The organism is Mycobacterium stomatepiae, from assembly GCF_010731715.1.
Lineage (GTDB): Bacteria > Actinomycetota > Actinomycetes > Mycobacteriales > Mycobacteriaceae > Mycobacterium > Mycobacterium stomatepiae.
Window position 1 is genome coordinate 76,560 of the sequence record NZ_AP022587.1, and the last position, 22,701, is coordinate 99,260.

The window sequence follows — 22,701 nt, forward strand, 5'->3', positions numbered from 1 at the left end:
ATTATCAGGGCCGCTTTTCGCCCTTGTTTTCCTCGGTCGCCAGCTTCTTGAGTTCGACGTTCAACGCCTTGTCTTTTTCGACCTGCTCTTGGTCGATTTCGTCGTTCGACCCGTCGGCGTACTTGGGATTGCCGTCCTCGTCGAGCCAATCGTTGACCGCCGTACCCGAGATTGCTCCCCCCGAACCCGGCAGCACCAGCGTGGGTCGGTCCTCGTAGGCCACCATCATCTCGGCGGCGGCTTTTTGGTCGTCCTCGTCGGGCTCCGGCTTCTCGGTGACCTGCTGATCGGCTTCTTGACCAGCTGCTTTGTCGTCCTGCACGCTCATTCGCCTACCCCCTATTTGAATTGCAGTCCGATTTCGATTACCCCTAGCCGAGCTGTGTCGAAACTCTCGCTACCGCAATCTTTTTGCCTGACCGGCGGTCGACGGAGGCCCAGACTGTGGTCAGTTGGTCGCCGGATAGGCGACGCCGGTGAGCTTCTCGGAGACCTCCCACAGCCGTCGGCAGTCCTCGTCGTTGCGGGCATTCGCGGGGGTTTTGGCTACTTTCACGCCGCCGCCGGCGAGTTCCATGAAGCCGCGGGGCCCGTAGAACTCGCCGCCCTCGGCCTGCGGGGTGGCCGCCGCGTACAGGGCGGGCAGGATCCCCTCGTCGATCTCCTGCCACAGAAACGGCGTAAAACGCCACGACGCCTTGTACAGGCGCTCCATCAGTGCCGGCTTTTCGCGGCCGTACGACGGCCCACTGATTTGCAAGTTGGTCTTGGTCAGGCCGGGGTGTGCCGCGGTGGAGACGATGCCCCAGCCGCCGGAGCGGCTGCGCTTGTCCAGCTCGCGGGCGAACATCAGCACCGCGATCTTCGACTGGCCGTAGGCCGACATGGCCGCGTAGGACTTTTCGAACTGCAAGTCGTCGAAGTGGATCTTGCCGGCTTGGCTGGCCGCGAGGCTGCTCAGCGAGACCACGCGGGACCGCTGGGCGGCGCGCAGCAGCGGCAGCACGTGCCCGGTCAGCGCGAAGTGCCCGAGATGGTTACTGCCGAACTGCAATTCGAAGCCGTCGGCGGTGGTGTCGCGTTCCGGTGGCGTCATCACCCCGGCGTTGTTGATCAAGATATCGATCGGTCGGCCCTCGGCGTTGAGTTGTTCGCCCAGCGCGGCGACCGACGCCAGCGACGACAGGTCGAGGGATTTGATGGTGAGCTTCGCGTCGGGCACGCTGTGGCGGATCTCTTCGATCGCCGCCTCACCCTTGGCCCGGTTGCGGATGGCCATGACCACATCGGCGCCGGCGGCCGACAGCCGCTTGGCCAACCCGAAGCCCAGACCGCTGTTGGCTCCGGTGATGACGACCAGCTTCCCGGACAGGTCCGGCACGGTGGCGACGAGATCGTTTGACATGGCTATCAGTGTGCTCTTTCGCTGGCCCTGGGTCACTGGCAATGTCACACTGCGTGGATGACCAGCAGACGGCTTGCGAAGATTTCGCTGGCCACTGCGGTCCTGATGATGGTCGTGGCGGTCGGCGGCTTCATCGTCACGCTGGTGCTCAACGCGTTTTTCCTGGACAAGTACAACGCCTACGGTGAGGTGGCCATCCCCGGCAGTGGCAGTTTGTATCTGCCCGCCGGGGAGGTCACCGTCAGCTTGCACACGGTGGTGATCAGCGGTCCCGACGGCGGCGGCCTGCCGGTGCCGCCGCTCGGGGTCACGATCACCCCTCCCGACGGGGTGGCGCAGCCGTCGGTGACCGAAAGTATCGGTAGCACAACAACTGTCAACAATGATGCGCACATGCGGGTGTGGGTGGCCCGGATCCCCGTTGCGGGAACCTACAACATCACGACCGACGGCCAGGTCAACGGATTCATCGCGCCGCGACTGGCCTTCGGCCACTCCAGTTCGTACGGCTTTCTGGTGTGGGTGTTCGTGGCCATGTTCGTTGCGGGACTGCTCGATTCGATCATCTCGGGGTGGTGGTTGTCGCGCACCCGGCGCAAGGTGGCCGCGGCTTTCGTCGCGGGGGCGCATCAGGTTGCGCCGCCGAGCGCGGCCTACGAGCCCAGCGGCGAGGGGGTTCGCGTCGAGCGACTCAAAACGCTGGCGTCACTAAGGGATTCCGGCGCGCTGACCGAAGAGGAGTTCCAGAGCGAGAAGCAGCGGATCCTCGAAGGGCATTGAACGACCTTGAGAATCAGTGGCCCCGCGCCACCCACTCCTCGTAGTGGACGATCTCGTCGCCGATGGTGGTGCTGTCGCCGTGGCCGGTGTGCACGATGGTCTCGCCGGGCAGCGCGCCCAGGCGTTCCTTGATCGACTTCAGGATGGTCGGGAAGTCGGAGTAGGAACGGCCCGTCGCGCCCGGGCCACCGGAGAACAGCGTGTCGCCGCTGAACACCACCCCCAGCTCCGGTGCGTACCAGCACACCGACCCCGGCGAGTGGCCCGGGGTGTGCAGCGCCTGCAGCTTCGTGTCGGCCACGCTCAGCGTGTCGCCGTCGGCGTACGCACGAAAGTCTTTGTCCGGGTGGGTCATTCGCCATAGCACTTCGTCGCCGGGATGCAGCAGCACAGGTGCGCCCAGCGTCGCGCCCAGCTCGGGAGCCACCGTGACGTGGTCGTTGTGGCCGTGGGTGCACATCACCGCGACTACGTTGCGGCCTCGCACGGCGTCCAGGATCGGCTGCGCACTGTGGGCGGCGTCGAAGACCACGACGTCGGAGTCGTCGCCGACGATCCAGATGTTGTTGTCGACTTCCCAACTGCCGCCATCGAGTTCGAATGTTCCGTGCGTGACCAGCTGTTCGATCCCGGCCACTACAACACCACCACCGAGCGCAGCACCTTGCCGGCGTGCATCTTGTCGAACGCCTCCTCGATGTCGGTCAGCCCGATGCGTTCGGAGACGAACTTCTCCAGCGGGAGCCGGCCCTGCAGGTACAGATCGATCAGGGTGGGGAAGTCGCGTTCGGGCAGGCAGTCGCCGTACCACGACGACTTCAGCGATCCACCGCGCGAGAAAAAGTCGACCAGCGGCATTTCCAGCTTCATATCCGGTGTCGGCACGCCCACCAACACTACGGTTCCGGCGAGGTCGCGGGCGTAGAAGGCCTGCTTCCAGGTCTCGGGCCGGCCGACCGCGTCGATGACGACGTCGACGCCGAAGCCGTCGGTGAGGTTCTGGATGGTTTCGACCAAGTCTTTTCCGGCGTCGAGTTCGCGGGCATTGACCGTGTGGGTGGCACCGAACTTGCGGGCCCAGTCCAGCTTGGTGTTGTCGGTGTCGACGGCGATGATCTTCTTCGCGCCGACCAGCGCCGCGCCGGCGACCGCCGCGTCACCCACACCGCCGCAGCCGATCACTGCCACGGTGTCGTCGCGGTTGACCGCACCGGTGTTGATCGCGGCGCCGATGCCGGCCATCACGCCGCAGCCCAGCAGCCCGGCGACCGCCGGGTCGGCCTCGGGATTGACCTTGGTGCATTGCCCGGCGGCCACCAGCGTCTTGTCGGCGAACGCCCCGATACCCAGCGCGGGCGTCAGCTCGGTGCCGTCGGTCAGTGTCATCTTCTGGGTGGCGTTGAACGTGTCGAAACACAGGTGCGTCTTGCCGCGCTTGCAGGCCCGGCACTGGCCGCAGACCGCGCGCCAGTTCAGGATCACGAAGTCGCCCGGCGCCACCGACGTCACGCCCGGCCCGACGGCCTCGACCGTGCCCGCGGCCTCGTGGCCGAGCAGGAACGGGTACTCGTCGTTGATGCCGCCTTCCCGGTAAGTCAGGTCGGTATGGCACACCCCGCAGGCGATGACATCGACCAGTGCCTCTCCGGGCCCGGGGTCCGGGACGACGATGTCCACCAGTTCGACGGGCTGGCCCTTCTTGCGTGAAATGACTCCGCGCACTGTCTGACTCATGGCCTACAACCTACTGTCGACGGCCATACACAGCGCGGCCGGGCGTCCACCCATCAGCCTTTGTCAACCGGCGCGACATTGAGCGGGTGTAGCGTCCGTGGACGTGACTTCTTTGGAGACCACCGAAGATTTTGCGGGACGAATGGTTTCGGCAATCGACGGTGCGAGCCTTGCAATCCTGTTGAGTATTGGGCATCAGACCGGCCTGCTGGACACGATGGCCGGACTGGGGTCGGCCACCAGCGCGCAGATCGCCGACGCGGCGGGCCTCAACGAGCGCTACGTCCGGGAGTGGTTGGGCGGCATGACGACCGGACACGTCGTCGACTACGACGCCGGCGCCGGAACCTACACGCTGCCCGCGCACCGCGCCGCGGTGCTGACTCGCGCCGCCGGGCCGCACAACCTGGCCCTGGTGGCCCTGTTCCTTCCGCATCTCGCCGAAGTCGAGCAGAAAATCCTCCGATGCTTCCGCGAGGGTGGCGGGCTGCCCTATAGCGAGTTCCCGCGCTTCCACGCGCTGATGGCCGAGCAGAGCGCGGCGGTGTTCGACATCGCGCTCGTCGACGTCGTGCTGCCGTTGGTCGAGGGCCTGCCGGACCGATTGCGCTCCGGCGCCGACGTCGCCGACTTCGGGTGCGGCAGCGGTCACGCGATCAACGTGATGGCACAGGCATTCCCGGCGAGCCGGTTCACCGGTATCGACTTCTCCGAAGAGGCCATCGCGGCCGGCGTGGCGGAAGCGGCACGCCTCGGCCTGACCAATGCCGGTTTCGAGGCCCACAACCTGGCCGATCTGAACAAGACGGACGCCTACGACGTCATCACCGTGTTCGACGCCATCCACGATCAGGCGCAGCCGGCGCAGGTGCTGGAGAACATCCAGCGCGCCCTGCGGCCCGGCGGTGTCTTCCTGATGGCCGACATCAAGGCCTCCAGCCGGCTCGAGGAAAACGTCGACGTCCCGATGAGCACCTACCTCTACACCGTCTCGTTGATGCACTGCATGACGGTGTCGCTGGCGCTGGACGGCGCCGGGCTCGGCACGGCGTGGGGCACGCAGCTGGCCACCTCGATGCTCGTCGACGCCGGGTTCGACGACGTCCGGGTGCTCGAGATCGAGTCCGACCCGGTCAACAGCTACTACATCGCCACCAAGTGACGCGCGCCGCTCTCGACGCCCTGGACGACTGGCCGGTGTCGGCTGCCGCCGCGGCGGTGATCGGGCCCGCCGGCGTGCTGGCCACGCACGGCGACACCGAGCGGGTGTTCACGCTGGCTTCGGTCACCAAGCCGCTGGTGGCCCGCGCGGCGCAGGTCGCGATCGAGGAGGGCGTCGTCGAGCTGGAGACACCGGCCGGCCCGCCCGGCTCGACGGTCCGCCACCTGCTGGCGCACGCGTCGGGCCTGGCGATGCTGGACGGACGAGTGCTGGCCAAACCCGGCACCCGGCGCATGTACTCCAATTACGGCTTCGCCGTGCTGGCCGAGACCATCGAGCGCGAGTCGGGCATCGACTTCGGCCGCTACCTCGCCGAGGCGGTGTGCGAGCCGCTGCAGATGCGCGCCACCCGGCTCGATGGCGGCACGGCGGAGGCCGGCTACGGGGCGACCTCGACGGTCGCCGACCTGGCGGCGTTCGCCGGCGACCTGCTGTGCCCGTCGACCGTCTCGGCCGAGCTGCACGCCGAGGCGACGACCGTGCAATTTCCCGGCCTGGACGGGGTGCTGCCCGGCTACGGCGTGCAGCGGCCCAACGATTGGGGTCTGGGTTTCGAGATCCGCGATGGCAAATCGCCGCACTGGACGGGGGCGCGCAACTCGGCGCGAACCTACGGCCATTTCGGCCAGGCAGGTGGCTTCATCTGGGCAGATCCCGACGCTGAGCTGGTGCTGGTGGCCCTGACAGACCGCGATTTCGGCGACTGGGCGCTCGACTTATGGCCCGCCGTGGCCGACGCGGTGCTACTGCAATACATCAAATAGGCACTCAGCACTAGCGCAACACGGGTATCACAGGGCACAATAGACACGCACGAAACAAATGCATCCGCTTGCCGGTCCACCAGGTCGTTGGGGAAGACGTCCCTCGTGGAGCCGAAGGAGCAGGTAGATGCGTGCGTCGAACCAATTCGCCGACGTGACGGCTGGTGTGGTGTACGTCCACGCCTCGCCCGCGGCGGTATGCCCGCATGTCGAGTGGGCGCTGTCGTCGACCCTGCAATCCAAGGCCAACCTGGTCTGGACACCGCAGCCGGCGATGCCCGGGCAGCTGCGTGCTGTCACCAACTGGGTCGGTCCGGTGGGTACCGGTGCCCGGTTGGCCAACGCGCTGCGGTCCTGGTCGGTGCTGCGGTTCGAGGTGACCGAGGATCCCAGCCCCGGAGTCGACGGCCACCGGTTCAGCCACACCCCGCAACTGGGCTTGTGGACCGGGGCGATGAGCGCCAACGGCGATGTCATGGTCGGCGAGATGCGGCTGCGGTCGATGATGGCGCAGGGCGCCGACTATCTGGCCGCCGAGCTCGACTCGGTGCTGGGCACTGCGTGGGACGAAGCACTCGAGCCGTACCGCGACGGCGGCGAAGCCGGCGAAGTCACGTGGCTCAGCCGGGGTGTCGGGTAAGCAGTCGAACTAAACGGTCGGTGGGTTCGCCGGAGCGGCGGACACCGGCATATCGACATTGCCCTGACACGCACCGCTTTTGATGTCGGTGTGAAAGACGCCGGTCAGGACGCCGTTCGCCCCGGGCGTATAGGCCGTGATCGATTTGGCCGGGTCGGATTCGGTTGTCCCGTCGGGCAATAGGCAGTCCCACTGCCAGGTCATCTCGCGCACCCACTGCGACCCGTTCCAGGTGAATTCGATCGTCTTCGGCATGGAGTCGTTCTTGGGCGGTGGCGGGTCGTTCACCGTGGCGGTGCAGATATTGGCGGTGCACTTCGAGGTGATCGAAACGCTGGCCCGGTGGGCGAATTCGGGTTGTTTGGCCGCCATGCTGGTGCCAACCTTCGCGTTGGCGGACAGCGTCAGCATGTACTGCCCGTTCCACAGCGGGTCGGCCGCCTGGGCGGGGGCCGAGGCCAGCGTGCCGCCGAGCGTGACGGCCGCGGCGACCAGCGTCGTTGTGCGATATCGCGACATCGTTCCTCCCAGGGCAGCGCTCCCACGGCGCAGGTCTGCCCTGATGTCGCGTTTGTCGCAGCAGTTGTTACACCGCTGGACGCAGAATCCGCAGTGCGCCGGGCACCGCGGAGAGCTCCGCGGGCGGCAGGCCGGCGAAGTCGCCGTCGGCGTAGACGTTGATGCCGGGGCATTCGACGTGGATCGTCTTGGCGCGCGCCGTGGTGACCTCGTCGAGTTCGACGTGCGTGCCCTTCAGCACCGTGGGGAACAGCCGGACGAATTTCGTCCGGGATGCGGTGTGCGCCATCGTGATGTCGAGCAGGCCGTCGGTGTAGTCGGCATTCGGACAGATCAAGAGCCCGCCGCCGTAGCTTCGGGTATTTCCGAAGGCCGCCAGGGTGATGTCGGCGTCGATCTCCCTGGTGCCGTCGAGCACCAAGCGGAACGGCAACATCCGCAGTTGCGTGAGTTCGGCGAGCATCGCGACGTAATAACGCAGCCGCCCGTGCGGCCAGCTCATCCGGTTGGCGCGATCGGTGACCAGGGAATCGAATCCGGCGGCGGCCACGGTGCCGAACCACTTGTCCTGGCCGGCGGCGTCACGGATTCGGCCTAGATCGATCGTCTGGGTCCAGCCGTCGACGACGATGTCCGCAGCCGCCTCGGGATCCTTTGTGGGAATGCCGAATTCGCGGGCGTGATCGTTGCCGGTGCCCGCCGGGATGATGCCCAGCGGAATGTCGGTGCCCGCCAATACTTGTAGCGCGTTGGAGATGACGCCGTCGCCACCGGTGGCCACCAGCGCGCCGGTGCCACGTTCGATGGCCGCGGCGGCGAGATGCCGGGCGTCTTGCGCGTCGTCGCCGATGATCTCGTTGACCTCGACCCCGCGCGCGTGTAGCCGCGCGATGGCGGCCTCCGCGACGTGAATGGCGGTACCGTGCCCCGACAGGGGATTGGTCAGCGCGGTGACCTTGGCGATCTCGCGACGAATCACGGAATGAGCTTGCCGGGGTTGAGGATTCCCGCCGGATCCAGGGTCGCCTTGACCGCGCGCAACACCCGCACACCCAGGTCGCCCACCTCGTCGCGCATCCAGGGCCGGTGGTCGGCACCGACCGCGTGGTGATGGGTGATGGTGCCGCCGGTGGCGATGATCGCGTCCGACGCGGCCTTCTTGGCGGCCTGCCACTGCTCGATCGGATTGCCGCGCTGCCCTGCGACGACGGTGAAGTACAACGATGCGCCGGTGGGGTACACGTGCGAAATGTGGCACAACACCAACGCCGGTGTCCCGGATTCGGCCAACGCGGTGGTCAGTGCCTCGGTGACGGCCGCCTTCAGCGCCGGAACGTTCGACCAGTCGGTGGCGGTCTCCAGCGTCTCGCAGAGTGCGCCCGCGGCCAGCAGCGAGTCGCGCAGATACGGCGCGCCGAACCGGCCGCGCTCCCAGGCCTGCGCGGGACCCTCACCCAACGACGTGCCGCCCCGAGCGCTTAACAGTGCGCTGGTCTCGGCGTGCCGGCTCTCGACGTGTTCCTTGGTGCCCTCGAAGACGGTGATGCCCAGGCAGCCGCCGGTGATCTGGTTTTCCCCGATCGACTCGGTGGTGGCCAGGTTGACGCCGGTCTCGGCCTCGTCGGACAGCCGAACGACGGTGGGGCCGGTCGCATTCTGCGTGATCGCGCGTAGCGCCGCGGTCCCGGTCGCGAAGTCGGGGAACGACCAGGCCTCGTAGCTGACCGCTTCCGGCGTGGGGTGCACCCGCAGACGCACCTGCGTGATCACGCCAAAGGTGCCCTCCGACCCGATCAGCAGCTGACGCAGGTCGGGGCCGGCGGCCGATTCGGGTCCGCGGCCCAGGTCCAGCGTTCCCGCCGGGGTGATCATCCGCAGCCCGCGCACCATGTCGTTGAACCGGCCGTAGCCGGCCGAATCCTGGCCCGACGAACGGGTCGCGGCGAAGCCGCCAATGGTGGCGAATTGGAAGCTCTGCGGGAAATGCCCCAGCGAGTAGCCGCGCTCGCCGAGCAGACGTTCGGCGTCCGGACCGGTGAGGCCCGCGCCCAGCACGGCCTGCCCGGACACCTCGTCGAGGGAAATGAGCTGGTCGAAGCGACGCAGATCGAGCGACACGACCGCGCCGAAGTCGCCGCGGATGGGGTCGAGGCCGCCGACCACGCTGGTGCCGCCGCCGAACGGCACGACGGCGATGCCGTGTTCGGAGCAGTAGCGCAGGATTTCGCGGACGGAATCGTCGTCGCCGGGCAGCAGGATCGCGTCGGGTGCGTCCTGCGCAGCGGCTTTGCGCCTCAGCAGGTCGAGAGTGGACTTGCCGCCGGCGTGCAGCAGCCGATCGCGATCGTCGGTGCGGCAGTACTCGGCGCCGACGATGCCGGCGAGTGCGTCTTGGTCGGCCCGCGAGAGCGCCGACGGACGCAGCTGCACCTGGTCGGCGGCGAGCTCGGCGTGGTCCGAGTCTTCCAGTCCGACGGCCTGTTTCAGCAGCGACCGGATGCCGTCGGAGAGTGGTTTGGCGCTGGCGGGATCTCCCCACGCGTTCCATTTCATCGGCGGCAGGAGTTGCTCGGATTGCGTCATGCGTTACAGTATTACACATGCTGTCAATCAGTAATGCAGGATTGGATGTGGGCGAGCGGATCCTCTCGGCGGCCGCCAGCTGTGTGGTCGATTTCGGGGTGGACCGGGTGACGCTCGCCGAGATCGCGCGGCGCGCGGGCGTCAGCCGGCCGACCGTGTACCGCCGATGGCCGGACACGCCGTCGATCGTGGCGTCGCTGCTGACCCAACGGATCACTGGTGTGATGGAAGAGGCGCCGCTACTGGGTGAAGACCGTGAATCGCTGGTCCGCCAAATAGCTTCGGTGGCCGATCTGCTGCGCCGCGACGAGCTGATCATGTCGGTGATGCATTCGCACCTGGCGTCGACCTACATCACCGAACGCCTCGGCGAAAGCCAGCAGATGCTGATCGGCGCGCTGGCCGACCGGTTGCGGGTGGCTCAGCGCCACGGCAGCGTGCGCGCCGGCGATCCGCTGCAGATGGCCACGATGGTGTTGCTGATCGCGCAGTCGACGATCCAGTCCGAGCGGATCGTGCGCCCGATCCTCGATGCCGACGCGCTGGCCACCGAACTCACCCACTCGCTGAACGGATACCTGTCGTCATGACCGCCGCCTTGAATGCCGCCCGCCGCGCCGCCGAACTGAACACGCTGGCCGATGGCGCGCCGCTGGACGTGCTGGTGATCGGCGGCGGCATCACCGGGGTCGGCATCGCGCTGGACGCGGCGTCGCGCGGGCTGCGCGTGGCGCTGGTGGAGAAGCACGACCTGGCGTTCGGCACCAGCCGCTGGAGTTCCAAGCTGGTCCACGGCGGGCTGCGCTACCTGGCGACCGGCAACATCGGAATCGCCCGGCGCTGCGCCATCGAGCGCGGAATCCTGATGACGCGCAACGCCCCTCACCTCGTGCACGCGATGCCGCAATTGGTTCCGTTGCTGCCGTCGATGAGTCACCCCAAGCGCGCGTTGGTGCGCGCGGGATTCCTCGCCGGCGACGCCTTGCGGGCGCTGGCCGGAACCCCGTCGTCGACCCTGCCGCGCTCGCGCCGGGTGCTCGCTGACCGAGTCGTGGAGATGACGCCGACGGTGCGCCGCGACGGCCTCGACGGCGGATTGCTGGCCTATGACGGGCAGTTGATCGACGACGCCCGCCTGGTCACCGCCGTCGCGCGCACCGCGGCCCAGTACGGCGCCCGCATTCTCACCTACGTCGAGGCATCCGGAGCCACCGGTACCTCGGCGCGGTTGACCGATCGCCGCACCGGGCAGTCTTTCGACGTGTCCGCCGCCGCGGTGATCAACGCGGCCGGGGTGTGGGCGGGGGAGATCGACGGCTCGTTGCGGTTGCGGCCCAGCCGCGGGACCCACCTCGTCTTCGACGCCGGCGCTTTCGGCAATCCGACTGCGGCACTGACGATTCCGATCCCCGGCGAGCTCAACCGCTTCGTGTTCGCAATGCCCGAACAACTGGGCCGGGTGTACCTCGGCCTCACCGACGAGGCCGCGCCCGGCCCGATTCCCGATGTGCCGGAGCCGTCGCCGGACGAGGTCGCGTTCCTGCTCGACACAGTCAACACCGCGCTGGGGACCGCGCTGTCGACCACCGACGTGATTGGCTCCTACGCCGGGCTGCGGCCGCTGATCGACACCGGCGGTGCCGGTTTCGAAGGCCGCACCGCCGACGTGTCGCGCGAGCACGCCGTCGTCGAGTCGCCGTCCGGGGTCATCAGCGTGATCGGTGGCAAGCTGACCGAATACCGGTTCATGGCCGAAGACGTCCTGGACCGCGCGGTCAGCCTGCGGTACCTGCAGGCCGGGAGTTGCCGGACCCGCAATCTGCCGCTAATCGGGGCGCCATCGAATCCCGGGCCGCTCGCGGTTCCGGGGGCCGAGCTGCCCGCGTCGCTGGTGGCGCGCTACGGCGCCGAGGCGTTCAACGTCGTGGCGGTTGCTCATTGCGAACACCCGACCGCGCCGGTCGCCGAGGGCATCGACGTGACCCGCGCGGAGTTCGAATACGCCGTCACCCACGAATGTGCGCTCGACGCCGACGACCTCCTCGATCGCCGGACTCGGATCGGGCTGGTGCCGCGCGATCGCGAGCGGGCACTGGCCGTGGCCGAGGAGTTCCTGGCGGGAGTCGGCTGACGTGGTCGGGCTGAAGCGGGTCGGGTGACTGCGCCGCCGGATACCATAAACGGAACTAGTGCGTATCGATAAGGAAACGGTGCATGGAGCTCGAAGGCGGCCAGGCGGCGCCCACCTCTCGCCGGACTCGAAGCAGGGGACGCCTCGATCGTTCGTTGGACACCGCGATCCTCGACGCGACGCTGACTGGTCTGGCCGAAGCGGGCTATGACCGATTGAGCATGGACGACGTCGCGTCGCGCGCCGGCGTCGGAAAGGCGGCGATTTATCGTCGCTGGCCGTCGAAGGCCGTGGTGGTTGCCGATGCCATCGCTCACTGGAGACGGCGACTGGGACCCGTCGAACCGCCCAACACCGGGAGCCTCCGCGGCGATATAGACGCGCTGGTTGCCGCCACACCTGACCTGGATAATGCTGATTCGCACATGATTCGGGTCGTTGTCGGGGTGGCGACGGCGGCGATGCACAACCCCATCCTGGCGGCGGCCCTCGACGACCTGGTGCTCTCCACTCCGCGGCAGGTGGTGCGGGCGGTGCTCGACCATGCGCTGGCTCGCGGGGAGATTCCGGCCGGCCGTGACCTGAGCCTGATTCCCGATGTTGCGTTGGGCCTCAACGTATTGCGGGTGATCACGGGACGGCCGATCGACCGCGTCTACGTCCGGCGCGTGCTCGAAGACGTCATCTTGCCGCTTGCCGGCGGGCCAACGCCGTAGGTATTGCGCCTTCCAGCGCGGCGTGCCACATTAGACCTTATACGGAACTACCCAGTTCCGCATAGATGGGAATGGCGATGGACGTCACGCGTGTTCCGGTGTTGATCGTCGGCGCCGGCGCTGCCGGCCTGACCACTTCGGCGCTGCTCGCCAAACATGGTGTTCGTTCGTTGCTGGTCGAAAAGCGCAGCGAGGTCTTCATCTATCCGAAAGCGCGCAACTTGAGTTTCCGCAGCTTGGAGATCCTGCGCGGTCTGGGTCTGGCCGACGAGGTCCATGCGATCGCCCGGGGCGTTTCGGCCATGCTGAGCAAGCCGACGCTGAACAGCGCCGAAGAACATCAGGCGTTCGACGTCAACGCGATCTTCGCGCCATTCAAGGATCTGAGTCCCGAGCCCGCCGCACAATACTGTCCGCAGAGCGCGTTGGAACCGATCCTGCTCGCGCATATCCGTCGAAGCGGTAGCGAGGCGCGGTACCACACGGAGCTGGCCTGGTTCGAACAGGACGAAAACGGCGTCGCCGCGGTGGTACGCGATCGCGAGTCGGGCGTGGCCGAGACGGTACGCGCCGACTATCTCGTCGCCGCCGACGGTGTGCATAGTCCGGTCCGCGACGCGCTCGGCGTGACAACCTCCGGCTACGGTGCGTTGCCGATCTATGTCGTCTTCATCTACTTCCGGGGACCGTGGCGAAAGTTCGTCCCGCGGCTCGGCGGCGGCGACGGTATCCAAGTCAAAAACCCGGACGTGGAGGGCATTTTTCTCCCAGTGCGCGACGACTTCGGCATGTTCATCACCACATACTTCCCCGGCCGTGGGGAGACCGCCGATCAGTTCACCGCGCAGCGGTGCGCAGAGCTGCTGATCAAAGGGATCGGTGAGCCCGTCGATGTAGAAGTCGTCGACGTTGCGCCGTGGCAGCCCTACGAGCGGGTGGCTGACCAATTCCGCAGCGGTCGAGTCTTTCTCGTCGGCGATTCGGCCCACACAATGCCTCCGTTCAAGGCCGGGGGGGCCAACACCGCAATCCAGAGTGCCCACAACCTGGCCTGGAAGCTGGCCGCCGTCTTGAACGGAACCGCCGCCCCGGCGTTGCTTGCCACCTACCACACCGAGCGACACCCAGTCGGGCGTTTCAACGCCCGGCAGTCGCTCACGGGGCCATCGCTGGCCTTCCTTCGGCTGGACGACAGCCGGCCGCAATTGTCGGCGGGCGAAGAGGTGCCGATGTTTCCCTTACTGATCGGCTACCAATATCGTTCGGCCGCTGTGGTTTCCGACGATCCTGTTCCGGCGGATCCGGACGCCGTGTCACTGGTGGAGGAACTGCACGGCCAAGTGGGTACCCGGATTCCGCACGCTTGGGTCCTCGACGGCGAAGATCGGGTCTCCACCCTCGACTTGTTCGGTCCCGACTTCACCCTGTTCACCGGCGACGACGGCGCCGCATGGCCGGATGCCGCCGCCTCGGCGTCGCAGGCTTTGGGCGTCCCAATCACCTTGCGACGCATCGGAACTGAGTGGGATGTCGACGGAGCCTGTTCTGCTGCAACGAGACTCGCACCGGATGGAGCGTTACTGGTGCGCCCCGACGATTTCGTGGGCTGGCGCGCCGACACGCTTGCGCGCTCGCCAAAAACCGAACTCTCCCGGGCGTTGTGTCAGATCCTCGCCCGGACGGCGTGACCGGTCCGCTGATCACGACTGAGCGCCGACGCGGCCCCGGAGTTCTTCGCTTGACCGGGCCTGCCTGATTCGACCCGGCAAAGTTCGGGTAACAAGGGTTTCGATGGACACCGACGGCACTCGGCGCAGGTGGGCGCGCGAGGAGATCACGGTCACCGATCCGACCGTGATGGGTCAGGCGATCACCGGCACCGCGATCGGCAATGTCATGGAGTGGTACGACTTCGGGGTCTACGGCTATATCGCCACCACGATCGCGCGGGTGTTCTACCCCGGCGACAGCGTGAGCGCTGTCCACCTGATCGCCACCTTCGGCACCCTGGCGGCGGCGTTTGTGGTGCGACCGCTGGGCGGGATGATCTTCGGGCCACTCGGTGACCGCATCGGCCGCAAGAGGGTGCTGGTGATCACGATATTCATGATGACGGCCGGTACGACGATGAGCGGCCTGCTGCCCGGCTACAGCGCGATCTGGATCTGGGCGCCGGTCCTGCTCGTGGTCGCCCGAATCTTCCAGGGGTTGTCGACCGGCGGCGAATTCGTCGGCGCGATGACCTTTCTGGTGGAGCAGTCACCGGATCGTAAGCGCGGCATGCTGGTCGGGTTCCTGCCGTTGGGCAACCTGATCGGCTTTGTGGTCGCCGGATTCTTGGTGACGGGGCTACAGGCCTGGCTGCCGGATCACGACTGGCTGACCTGGGGCTGGCGGGTGCCCTTGCTGCTGGCGGCACCGTTGGGCTTGGTCGCGCTCTACATGCGACTGCGGCTCGAGGAGTCCCCGGCCTTCGAACGGATGAGTCAGAATCCGGATGCCGTCGAGCACGGCGGCCGTACCCAGTTCCGGCACACCGTCGTGGAGCAGTGGCGGCCGATGCTGATCTGCGCTGCCCTGGTGTTGACCTCGCAGGTCGCCGAATTCATGGTCACCGGGTACCTGCCGACTTACCTGAAAACAGTTGTGCACCTTGGGGAAACCGTCGCCACGGTGATGATCGTGGCGGCCCTGGCAATCCTGATGGCCACGATCGTGTTCGTCGCGGAGTTGTCCGACCGGATCGGCGTGAAACCGATCCTGCGGACCGGTTGCGTGCTGCTCATCGTGGCGTCGATTCCGGCGTTTCTGCTGATGCGCCTTGGCGGTGTCTACCCGGTGGTCTTCCTCGGCGTGCTGCTGATCGGGCTGATGGAACTCTGCTTCGACAGCACAACGCCCTCGGCGTTGCCGGCGCTGTTCCCCACCCGGGTGCGGTATGGGGCGCTGGCCATTTCCTACAACCTGTCCATCTCCACCGTCGGCGGCGTCACCCCGTTGATCGCTGAGGCGCTGGTATCGAGCACCGGCAACGAGATGGTGCCGGCCTACATGCTGATGGTCGCCGGCCTGGTCGGCGTGATCACCCTGGTGTTTGCGCCGGAAACCGCGGGCAAGCCGTTACCCGGGTCAGGTCCCTCGGTCGAGACCGAGGAAGAAGCCCGGGCGCTGGCCGACCAGACGCGAGCGTAAGCGCACTGCGAAATTTCGCGCTGAAATTCGCAGCCTGCTTACGCTCGCGCGAGGTTTCCCGGCCGATTACAGCGGGATGTTCTTGTGGCGCCCGCGACGTGCCGGCGCCTCCGCCAGCGCCGCGGTGAGCTTGCTGCGGGTGTGCGACGGGTCGATCTTCTCGTCGACCACGCCGATCTCGATGGCGCTGTCCACGCCGCCGGCGATCCGCTCGTGTTCGGCGGCCAACTCGTCGTGCAGCGCTTCGCGCTCGTGGTCCGGCGCGGCGGCCAGCTTGCGCTTGTGCAGGATGCCGACCGCGGCCTTGGCGCCCATCACGGCCACCTCGGCATCCGGCCAGGCGTACACCTTGGTCGCGTTCAACGAGCGGGAGTTCATCGCAATGTAGGCCCCGCCGTAGGTCTTCCGGGTGACCAGCGTCACCCGCGGGACGGTGGCCTCACCGAACGCGTGCAGCAGTTTGGCACCGCGGCGCACCACGCCGCCCCACTCCTGGTCGACACCGGGCAGGTAGCCGGGCACGTCGACGATTACGATCAGCGGAATCCCGAACGCATCGCACAGGCGCACGAAACGTGCTGCCTTTTCCGCACTTTCGGAGTTCAGGCAGCCGCCCAGGCGCAGCGGGTTGTTGGCGAGCACGCCCACGGTGCGGCCGGACAGCCGGCCCAGCCCGACCACCATCGACGGCGCCCAGTTGGCCTGGAACTCGTCGAACGGCGTCTCGTCGTCGAGGATCGCGGTGACGATCGGGTGCACGTCGTAGGCCCGCCGCGCCGATTCGGGCAGCAGCGCGTGGATGTCGGTGTCGCCGGCCTCGGCCTTGGTACGGTCGAAATACCCTTGCTGACAGAACAATCCGACCAGGCGACGGCCCCGCTCGTAAGCGTCGAGCTCGTCGTCGGCGACGATGTGGCAGACACCGGACTTCTTGTGGTGGGTCTCCGGGCCACCGAGCGAGCACATGTCGACGTCCTCGCCGGTGACGCTGCGCACCACGTCCGGCCCGGTGACGAACACCCGGCTCTCCGGGGCCATCACGATGACGTCGGTAAGCGCCGGACCGTAGGCGGCGCCGCCGGCGGCAAAGCCGACGACCACCGAAACCTGTGGGATGTAACCGGATGCGCGAATCATGGCCTCGAACACCAGGCCCACGGCGTGCAGCGCCTTGACGCCCTCGGCCAGCCGGGCGCCGCCCGAGTGCCAGATGCCGACGATCGGGCTCTGCTCTTCGATGGCGGTGTCGTAGGCGTTGACGATGTGCTGGCATCCCTCGATGCCCATCGCCCCGCCCATCACGGTTCCGTCGGTGCAGAACGCGATCGTGCGCACGCCGTTTACGGTGCCCGCCGCGGCCAACACACCTGAACGGTCACGCTCGTGCAGCAGCACGACGCTGCCGTCGTCGAAGAAGTTGCTCAGACGCAGCAACGGGTCGCGGGGGTCGAGCGATTCGCCGACCGCCTCGGGGGCCATGAGTGTCATCGCAATCTCCTGTTTCCGGTGAGCTCGGGGGTTCAATACCGCTGGGTTCTAATACCGTCCAAAGGTGATCGCCACGTTGTGACCGCCGAATCCGAACGAGTTGTTGATCGCGAACCGGTAATTGCCCGGCCGCGGCTTACCCGCCACCACGTCCAAATCGATTTCTGGATCGAGGTTTACCAAATTCAGTGTCGGCGGGATGACCTGCTCCCGCAACGCGAGGACCGTCAAGATCGATTCCAATGCGCCGACCGCGCCGACCGAGTGGCCAAGCGCCGCCTTGGGCGCATAGACCGCGGGGTGGTTGCTGCCCAAGGCCCGGTTGATCGCCTTGCCCTCGGCCAGGTCGCCGACCTGAGTGCCGGTGGCGTGGGCGTTGACGTGGTCGATTTCGGCAGGGGTGATGCCGGCGAGCTGGATGGCCCGCGTGATCGCGTGCCCGGCGCGTTCGCCGTTGGGATCCGGTGCAACCATGTGGAACCCGTCCGACGTCACGCTGGCCCCCATGATCCGGGCCAGGATGTTGGCGCCACGGGCCTTGGCGTGCTCCTCGGTCTCGATGACCATGAGCGCGCCGGCCTCACCGAACACGAAACCGTTGCGGTCCTTGTCAAACGGGCGACAGGCACCGGTGGGGTTGTCGTTGGTGGTCGACATCACGACGCGCATCGCGGCGAACGCCGCGATCGGCACCGCCTCGATCTGCGTCTCCACGCCGCCACAGATCGCGATGTCGGCCTCGCCCAGCACGATCTGCTGCCAGGCTCGGGCGATGCCCTCACAACCGGACGCGCATGCCGAAATCGGCGTCATGACACCGGCTTTGGCTTGCCGTTCCAGGCCGACCGCCGCGGCCGCACCGTTGGGCATGTACTTCTGCACGCCCAACGGGGAGACCGCTTTCATGCCGCGCTCGCGCATGTCGTCGTAGCTGAAGACCAGCTCCTCCGACGAGCCGAGACCGGTACCAATCGACACCGCCAACCGGTTGGTGTCGACCTCGGGCGAACCGGCGTTTTCCCACACCCGGCGGCCCAAAATGGTGGACATTCGCTGCAGGTAACCGGTGCGACGCAGCTCGATACGCGTGAGCTGACTGTCGAACTCCTCCACGAGATGCCCGCCGATTCGAACCGGCAGGTTGTACTGCTCGACGAACGGGTCAGTGAGCGTGCGGATTCCACTCTGGCTGTCCAGCAACAGCTTCCAGGTGTCTTCCACGTCGGGCGCCAAGGCGGTCGTCGCGGCAATACCGGTGACGACCACATTGGGGAAGGCTTTCCCCGTAACCAGTTCTGTCATGGGAGTAGCGAACGTTCCTTCCATACTTGTCCGGTTCCTCCTCGGGCCGTTGCGGCCCGCATCGTCGCCGGACGTCGTGCTCAGTAACGCCCGAAGGCGAGGGCCACGTTGTGGCCACCGAACCCGAATGAGTTGTTGATCGCGTATTGGAATTCGCCGGTGCGAGGTTCGCCCGCGACGACGTCCAGCGCGATCTCGGGATCGGGCGTTTCATAGTTGAGGGTTGGCGGAATGACGCCATCCCGCAGTGACAGCACCGTGAGCACCGACTCGAGCGCCCCGACTGCGCCGATAGAGTGCCCCAGCGCCGACTTCGGCGCATACACGGCGGCCCGTTCGCATCCGGCTACCCGGATGGCATTGGCCTCTGCGGTGTCGCCGATCGGCGTCGCCGTTCCGTGTGCGTTTACGTGGTCGATGTCCTTGGCGGATACGCCCGCCAGTTCCAGCGAGCGGGTCATCGCGCGGCCGGCGCGCACGCCGTCCGCAGCGGGAGCCACCATGTGGAAAGCGTCCGAGGTGATACCGGCACCCATCAGCCGGGCCAACGGCTTGGCGCCGCGGGCCTTGGCGTGCTCTTCGGTCTCGATGAGCATCAGGGCCCCGGCCTCGCCGAACACGAAGCCGTCGCGGTCCTTGTCGAACGGCCGCGACGCGCGCTCGGGCTCGTCGTTGCGAGTCGACATGGCCCGCATCATCGAGAACGCCGCGATGGGCAGCGCCTCGATCGGACCCTCGACACCGCCACAGACGGCGACCTCCGCGTCACCCATGACGATCTGGCGCCAGGCGTGCGCGATGGCCTCGGAGCCCGACGAACACGCCGACACCGGGGTGATGACCCCGGCCCGCGCTCCGAGTTCCAGACCGACCACGGCAGCGGCGCCGTTGGGCATGATCATCTGAACGGCGAGCGGCGACACCTTGCGCGGGCCGCCCTCGTTCATCAGGTCATAGCTCTCGACGATCCGCTCGGCGCCGCCCAGACCGGTGCCAACGACGACGCTGAACCGGTCCGGATCGAGCTCCGGGTTGCCCGCCGACTCCCACAACTGGCCGCTGAGATATTTGGCCAGGCGCTGGACATACGACATGCGCCGCAGGTCCAGCCGCCCCATGTGGTTATCGATCGGCTCCTTGAGGTGCCCGCCGATCTTGACCGGCAGATCCCATTTGTCGACGAATTCGTCTTCGAGGACGCGGATGCCGCTCTCGCCGGCCAGCAAACCCTTCCACGTGCTCTCGATGTCCGGCGCGATCGACGTCGTCGCCGCGACAGCGGTTACCACAACACTGGGGTAACCGCCGTTAGCAGTGGAAGGCTTGGTCACTTGCTGTCTGCTTCGAGCCTCGCCTGGACGTTGGCGGCGGCCTCGGGGTTCTCGGCAACCAGCTTGGAGCGCAGCGCCTCGGCAGCCTCGGGGTTCTCTTCCTCAAGCTTCTGGATGTAGGAGACGACGTCACCGACGGTGCGCAGGCCGGCGAGGTCCTCGTCCGGGATCTTCACGCCGTACTTGTCTTCGGTCTGAACGGCGATCTCAACCATCGACAGCGAGTCGATGTCCAGGTCGTCGACGAAGGACTTCTCCGGGGTGACCTCGGAAGGCTCGATACCGGTGACCTCTTCGATGATCTCCGCGATACCGGCGATGATTTCTTCCTGGCTAACAGACACAGCCTTGATTCCCTTCGTAATGTGTTGAGTGCAAATCGGTTTGATGTGCGCTTATGCGGTTGTACTGGCCTTGCAACTGGCCGAGCTGGCGTTAGATGTCGGCCAGCGCGTCCAGATCTGCGGGTGTCTTGACGGCACGTACCGTCACCCCCCGAAGCTCTCGTTTGGCGATGCCGGCGAGGGTGCCCGCCGGGGGGAACTCGACGATCGCTTTGACATCGTGGGACGCCAGCGTCGCGGTGCACAGGTCCCAGCGCACCGGTTGGATCAGCTGAGCGACCAGGGCTTCCATCGCGTCTGCGGCCGTGGTGACCGGCTTTCCGTCGCGGTTGGACAGCAGCGTGGCGGTGGGCTCGGCCGTCGCGATGGCGGCCGCCGCGGCGGCGTAGCCGTCCATCGCCGACGCCATGTACTTGGTGTGGAACGCTCCGGCCACGCCGAGGGTGCGCACCCGGGCCTTCGCCGGCGGGTCTTCGGCGAGCTTCTCCAGTGCGGTCAGCGGGCCGGCGGCGACGATCTGCCCGGCGGCGTTGCGGTTCGCGGGGAACAGGTCGAGCTGCTCGAGGCGGGCCAGGACTTCGGTCTCGTCCCCGCCCAGCACCGCGGACATGCCGGTCGGCTCGGCGGCACACGCCTTGGCCATCTCGGCACCACGGGTAGCCGCCAGGGCGACGGCGTCATCGGGGGCCATCACGCCGGCGATCGCGTACGCGGCGATCTCTCCGACCGAGTGACCGGCCACGATGAAGTCCTCGTTGGCGAGCACGCCGCGCTTGGTCAGCTCCTGGTGCGCCAGCAGGGTGGCAGCGACAACCAGTGGCTGGGTAACCGACGTGTCGGTGATCTCTTCGTTCGATGCGGTGGTGCCCAGGCGGGCCAGGTCCAGGCCACTGGCCTTCGACCACAGAGTCATCTGCTCTGTCGCCCCCGGCAATTCCAGCCACGGCGAGAGGATTCCCTCAGTCTGCGAACCCTGTCCGGGCGCGAGTAATGCAATCACGTGTCTAAGAGAACACTGTGGAAACGGTTTTGGCGGGTGTAACAGATTATGAACCTCGTCTTAGGTTTTTGTAGATACTCCACAAAACCGCTCGACAAGCTACGTATTTGATACCGCGCCGCGATCTGTTGCCTGGGTCACTATCTCACGGATGGCGCCGCGGAACCCCCTCTGACCGGCAGCGGAACCGCCGTTACTGGGCTGTTACCAATACTGGAGGGGTTGGTGGGGTAGTTGAGTTGGCCGACCGTCGCGGCCACTCGCAACACGTACGCGTCGCGAGGCTGGGTGGGATCACGCCCGGTGAAGTCGGTGATGCGTTTCAGCCGATATCGCACGGTGTTTGGATGAACGAACAACTTGCGTGCGCAGGCCTCGATCGCGCCGCCGCAATCTAAGTAAGCATCAAGAGTTTCAATAAGAGTCGGCCCTGCGTCGGCTAGGGGTCCCATCACGTCGGTGTGCAGCGCCACGATGGCCGAGGCGTCTCCCATCAGGGCACGTTCCGGCAGCAGCTCACGGGCGTATACAGGCCGCGGCGCACCGGCCCAGCCGGCGGCGGCGTTCATCCCCGATATGGCCTCGCTGGCGCTGTGATAGGCCGCGGTGAGCATCGGGGCGGTGGGGCCGATGACGACGGGGCCCTCGGCGAACGCGCTCAACAGATCGCCCAAAAACTTGTCGGTCGGCGACAACTGCCCCGACACGATGGCCACCAGCCAGGTGCCGTGGACGTCGGTGAGGGCCGCGCGCCCGTGGGAAGCGGCGGTGTCGCGGACGATCTGGCTGGCCCGCTCGCTGGCCACCTCGCCGTTGGTGTTGTCGCGGCTGGGCGCCGGGGTTCCGACGACCACGGTCGCCGGTGCGGTGGTGTCCCAGTTCAGCGCCGCCGCGCGGGACAGCAGCTCGGGGCCGGTATCGCCACGCACCACCGCGTCGACGACGCTGGCCTCCATCCGGCTGTCCCAGCTGCCGCGCGCCTCGGCCGCGTCGGCGTAGGCCGAGGCGAAGCTGAACGCCAGGTCGCGGCTGTATTTCAAGATGCCCACGGTCAGCGCGGTCAGCTGCTCCTCGGACCGGGCCAGCAGCGGCACGACCTCCTCGAAGAACTCCATGGTCACCCGCACCATGTCCACGCTGTGGCGCAGCGCGATCCGGCGGGTCAGCTCCTGGGGCACCAATTCGAAGGCCTGCGCGGTGTAGCTGACGTTGCTGTGCGGGTCCTGCATCCACTCGACGAAGTTCACGACGGCCGTCTGCACCACCAGCGCCACGCTGGCCCGCTGGGATGCTTCCAGGTCGGCGAAGAACGGCAATCGCTCGCCCATGGCGGTGACGGCCTCGGTCGCCAGCCGGCCGGAATACTGCTTCAGGCGCCGCAGCACGGATTCGGGGACCGTGTCCAAGGTCTCGAGTGGCGACCTCGGATGCTTGGCGAACGGACCGGCGAAGGGATTGTCATTCACCCCTAAAGCCTACGCTCGATTTCTGGAACTTTCCGCCAAAGGCGCTGCCGAGGCGTGGTCGAGCGCCGAACGCGCGGCTGGCCG

At 67.0% G+C, this 22,701-nt stretch carries 22 protein-coding genes; 9 read left to right on the forward strand and 13 right to left on the reverse strand.

Features of this window, described 5'->3' with window-relative positions; genetic code table 11:
• Positions 1–4: 4 nt before the first annotated feature.
• Both G6N54_RS00420 and G6N54_RS00425 read right to left on the reverse strand, forming a co-directional pair.
• Complete coding sequence (locus G6N54_RS00420) at positions 5–328, reverse strand: hypothetical protein (RefSeq protein ID WP_163788064.1); 324 nt, start codon at positions 326–328, stop codon at positions 5–7.
• 120 nt (positions 329–448) lie between these two features.
• Complete coding sequence (locus G6N54_RS00425) at positions 449–1,405, reverse strand: SDR family oxidoreductase (RefSeq protein WP_163788065.1); 957 nt, start codon at positions 1,403–1,405, stop codon at positions 449–451.
• Between the two features lie 57 nt (positions 1,406–1,462).
• Between G6N54_RS00425 and G6N54_RS00430 the strand changes: the two genes are divergently transcribed.
• Positions 1,463–2,185, forward strand: coding sequence for an SHOCT domain-containing protein (locus tag G6N54_RS00430; protein WP_163788066.1), 723 nt, complete (start codon positions 1,463–1,465; stop codon positions 2,183–2,185).
• A 13-nt stretch (positions 2,186–2,198) separates the two neighbouring features.
• On the opposite strand, the gene G6N54_RS00435 is transcribed toward G6N54_RS00430, so the two are convergent.
• Both G6N54_RS00435 and G6N54_RS00440 read right to left on the reverse strand, forming a co-directional pair.
• Positions 2,199–2,822 (reverse strand): MBL fold metallo-hydrolase, encoded by a 624-nt coding sequence (locus G6N54_RS00435; protein WP_163788067.1) that lies wholly within the window; start codon positions 2,820–2,822, stop codon positions 2,199–2,201.
• On the reverse strand, positions 2,822–3,919 hold the full coding sequence (locus G6N54_RS00440; protein WP_163788068.1) for an S-(hydroxymethyl)mycothiol dehydrogenase: 1,098 nt from the start codon (positions 3,917–3,919) through the stop codon (positions 2,822–2,824). The genes G6N54_RS00435 and G6N54_RS00440 overlap by 1 nt, the downstream gene beginning before the upstream one ends.
• A gap of 142 nt (positions 3,920–4,061) precedes the next feature.
• Between G6N54_RS00440 and G6N54_RS00445 the strand changes: the two genes are divergently transcribed.
• The 3 genes from G6N54_RS00445 to G6N54_RS00455 all read left to right on the forward strand — a co-directional run bounded on the left by G6N54_RS00445 (position 4,062) and on the right by G6N54_RS00455 (position 6,545).
• The gene (locus G6N54_RS00445) at positions 4,062–5,081 is read left to right on the forward strand and encodes a class I SAM-dependent methyltransferase (protein WP_163794349.1); all 1,020 of its coding nucleotides are present in this window, start codon (positions 4,062–4,064) and stop codon (positions 5,079–5,081) included.
• On the forward strand, positions 5,078–5,905 hold the full coding sequence (locus tag G6N54_RS00450) for a serine hydrolase domain-containing protein (protein WP_163788069.1): 828 nt from the start codon (positions 5,078–5,080) through the stop codon (positions 5,903–5,905). The genes G6N54_RS00445 and G6N54_RS00450 overlap by 4 nt, the downstream gene beginning before the upstream one ends.
• Positions 5,906–6,032: 127 nt before the next feature.
• Positions 6,033–6,545 carry a DUF3145 domain-containing protein gene (locus G6N54_RS00455; protein WP_163788070.1) on the forward strand — a complete coding sequence of 171 codons (513 nt, stop codon included), beginning with the start codon at positions 6,033–6,035 and terminating at the stop codon, positions 6,543–6,545.
• A gap of 9 nt (positions 6,546–6,554) precedes the next feature.
• Here the strand turns inward: G6N54_RS00455 and G6N54_RS00460 are convergent, their stop codons facing one another.
• From G6N54_RS00460 to G6N54_RS00470, 3 genes are all read right to left on the reverse strand, one after another.
• Positions 6,555–7,064: an Rv2253 family sensor-like surface protein gene (locus G6N54_RS00460; protein ID WP_163788071.1), complete on the reverse strand. Its 510-nt coding sequence runs from the start codon at positions 7,062–7,064 to the stop codon at positions 6,555–6,557.
• Between the two features lie 67 nt (positions 7,065–7,131).
• Positions 7,132–8,043, reverse strand: coding sequence for a diacylglycerol kinase (locus G6N54_RS00465; protein ID WP_163788072.1), 912 nt, complete (start codon positions 8,041–8,043; stop codon positions 7,132–7,134).
• Positions 8,040–9,617, reverse strand: coding sequence for an FAD-binding oxidoreductase (locus G6N54_RS00470; RefSeq protein ID WP_179969211.1), 1,578 nt, complete (start codon positions 9,615–9,617; stop codon positions 8,040–8,042). Before G6N54_RS00470 ends, G6N54_RS00465 begins: the two co-directional genes overlap by 4 nt.
• Positions 9,618–9,664: 47 nt before the next feature.
• Here G6N54_RS00470 and G6N54_RS00475 point away from each other — a divergent pair, with 47 nt between their 5' ends.
• From G6N54_RS00475 to G6N54_RS00495, 5 genes are all read left to right on the forward strand, one after another.
• Entirely contained in the window at positions 9,665–10,237 is a 573-nt protein-coding gene (locus G6N54_RS00475; RefSeq protein ID WP_163788074.1) for a TetR/AcrR family transcriptional regulator, read from the forward strand.
• Positions 10,234–11,778 (forward strand): glycerol-3-phosphate dehydrogenase/oxidase, encoded by a 1,545-nt coding sequence (locus G6N54_RS00480; RefSeq protein ID WP_276056777.1) that lies wholly within the window; start codon positions 10,234–10,236, stop codon positions 11,776–11,778. Before G6N54_RS00475 ends, G6N54_RS00480 begins: the two co-directional genes overlap by 4 nt.
• Before the next feature lie 83 nt (positions 11,779–11,861).
• The gene (locus G6N54_RS00485) at positions 11,862–12,494 is read left to right on the forward strand and encodes a TetR/AcrR family transcriptional regulator (protein ID WP_163788075.1); all 633 of its coding nucleotides are present in this window, start codon (positions 11,862–11,864) and stop codon (positions 12,492–12,494) included.
• Between the two features lie 77 nt (positions 12,495–12,571).
• Positions 12,572–14,182, forward strand: a complete 1,611-nt coding sequence (locus G6N54_RS00490) for an FAD-dependent monooxygenase (protein WP_163788076.1) — start codon at positions 12,572–12,574, stop codon at positions 14,180–14,182.
• 169 nt (positions 14,183–14,351) lie between these two features.
• On the forward strand, positions 14,352–15,686 hold the full coding sequence (locus G6N54_RS00495) for an MFS transporter (protein WP_163794353.1): 1,335 nt from the start codon (positions 14,352–14,354) through the stop codon (positions 15,684–15,686).
• Positions 15,687–15,752: 66 nt separating this feature from the next.
• Here the strand turns inward: G6N54_RS00495 and G6N54_RS00500 are convergent, their stop codons facing one another.
• The 6 genes from G6N54_RS00500 to G6N54_RS00525 form a co-directional block, all read right to left on the reverse strand.
• Positions 15,753–17,174, reverse strand: a complete 1,422-nt coding sequence (locus tag G6N54_RS00500; RefSeq protein ID WP_163788077.1) for an acyl-CoA carboxylase subunit beta — start codon at positions 17,172–17,174, stop codon at positions 15,753–15,755.
• Positions 17,175–17,222: 48 nt separating this feature from the next.
• Positions 17,223–18,476, reverse strand: a complete 1,254-nt coding sequence (gene kasB / locus G6N54_RS00505; RefSeq protein WP_163788078.1) for a 3-oxoacyl-ACP synthase KasB — start codon at positions 18,474–18,476, stop codon at positions 17,223–17,225.
• Positions 18,477–18,556: 80 nt separating this feature from the next.
• Positions 18,557–19,807, reverse strand: coding sequence for a 3-oxoacyl-ACP synthase KasA (gene kasA / locus G6N54_RS00510; RefSeq protein WP_163788079.1), 1,251 nt, complete (start codon positions 19,805–19,807; stop codon positions 18,557–18,559).
• Complete coding sequence (gene acpM, locus G6N54_RS00515; RefSeq protein WP_085224180.1) at positions 19,804–20,151, reverse strand: meromycolate extension acyl carrier protein AcpM; 348 nt, start codon at positions 20,149–20,151, stop codon at positions 19,804–19,806. Before acpM ends, kasA begins: the two co-directional genes overlap by 4 nt.
• A gap of 91 nt (positions 20,152–20,242) precedes the next feature.
• Entirely contained in the window at positions 20,243–21,151 is a 909-nt protein-coding gene (locus G6N54_RS00520) for an ACP S-malonyltransferase (RefSeq protein WP_163788080.1), read from the reverse strand.
• Positions 21,152–21,291: 140 nt separating this feature from the next.
• The gene (locus G6N54_RS00525) at positions 21,292–22,617 is read right to left on the reverse strand and encodes a PucR family transcriptional regulator (RefSeq protein WP_163788081.1); all 1,326 of its coding nucleotides are present in this window, start codon (positions 22,615–22,617) and stop codon (positions 21,292–21,294) included.
• Positions 22,618–22,701 lie beyond the last annotated feature (84 nt).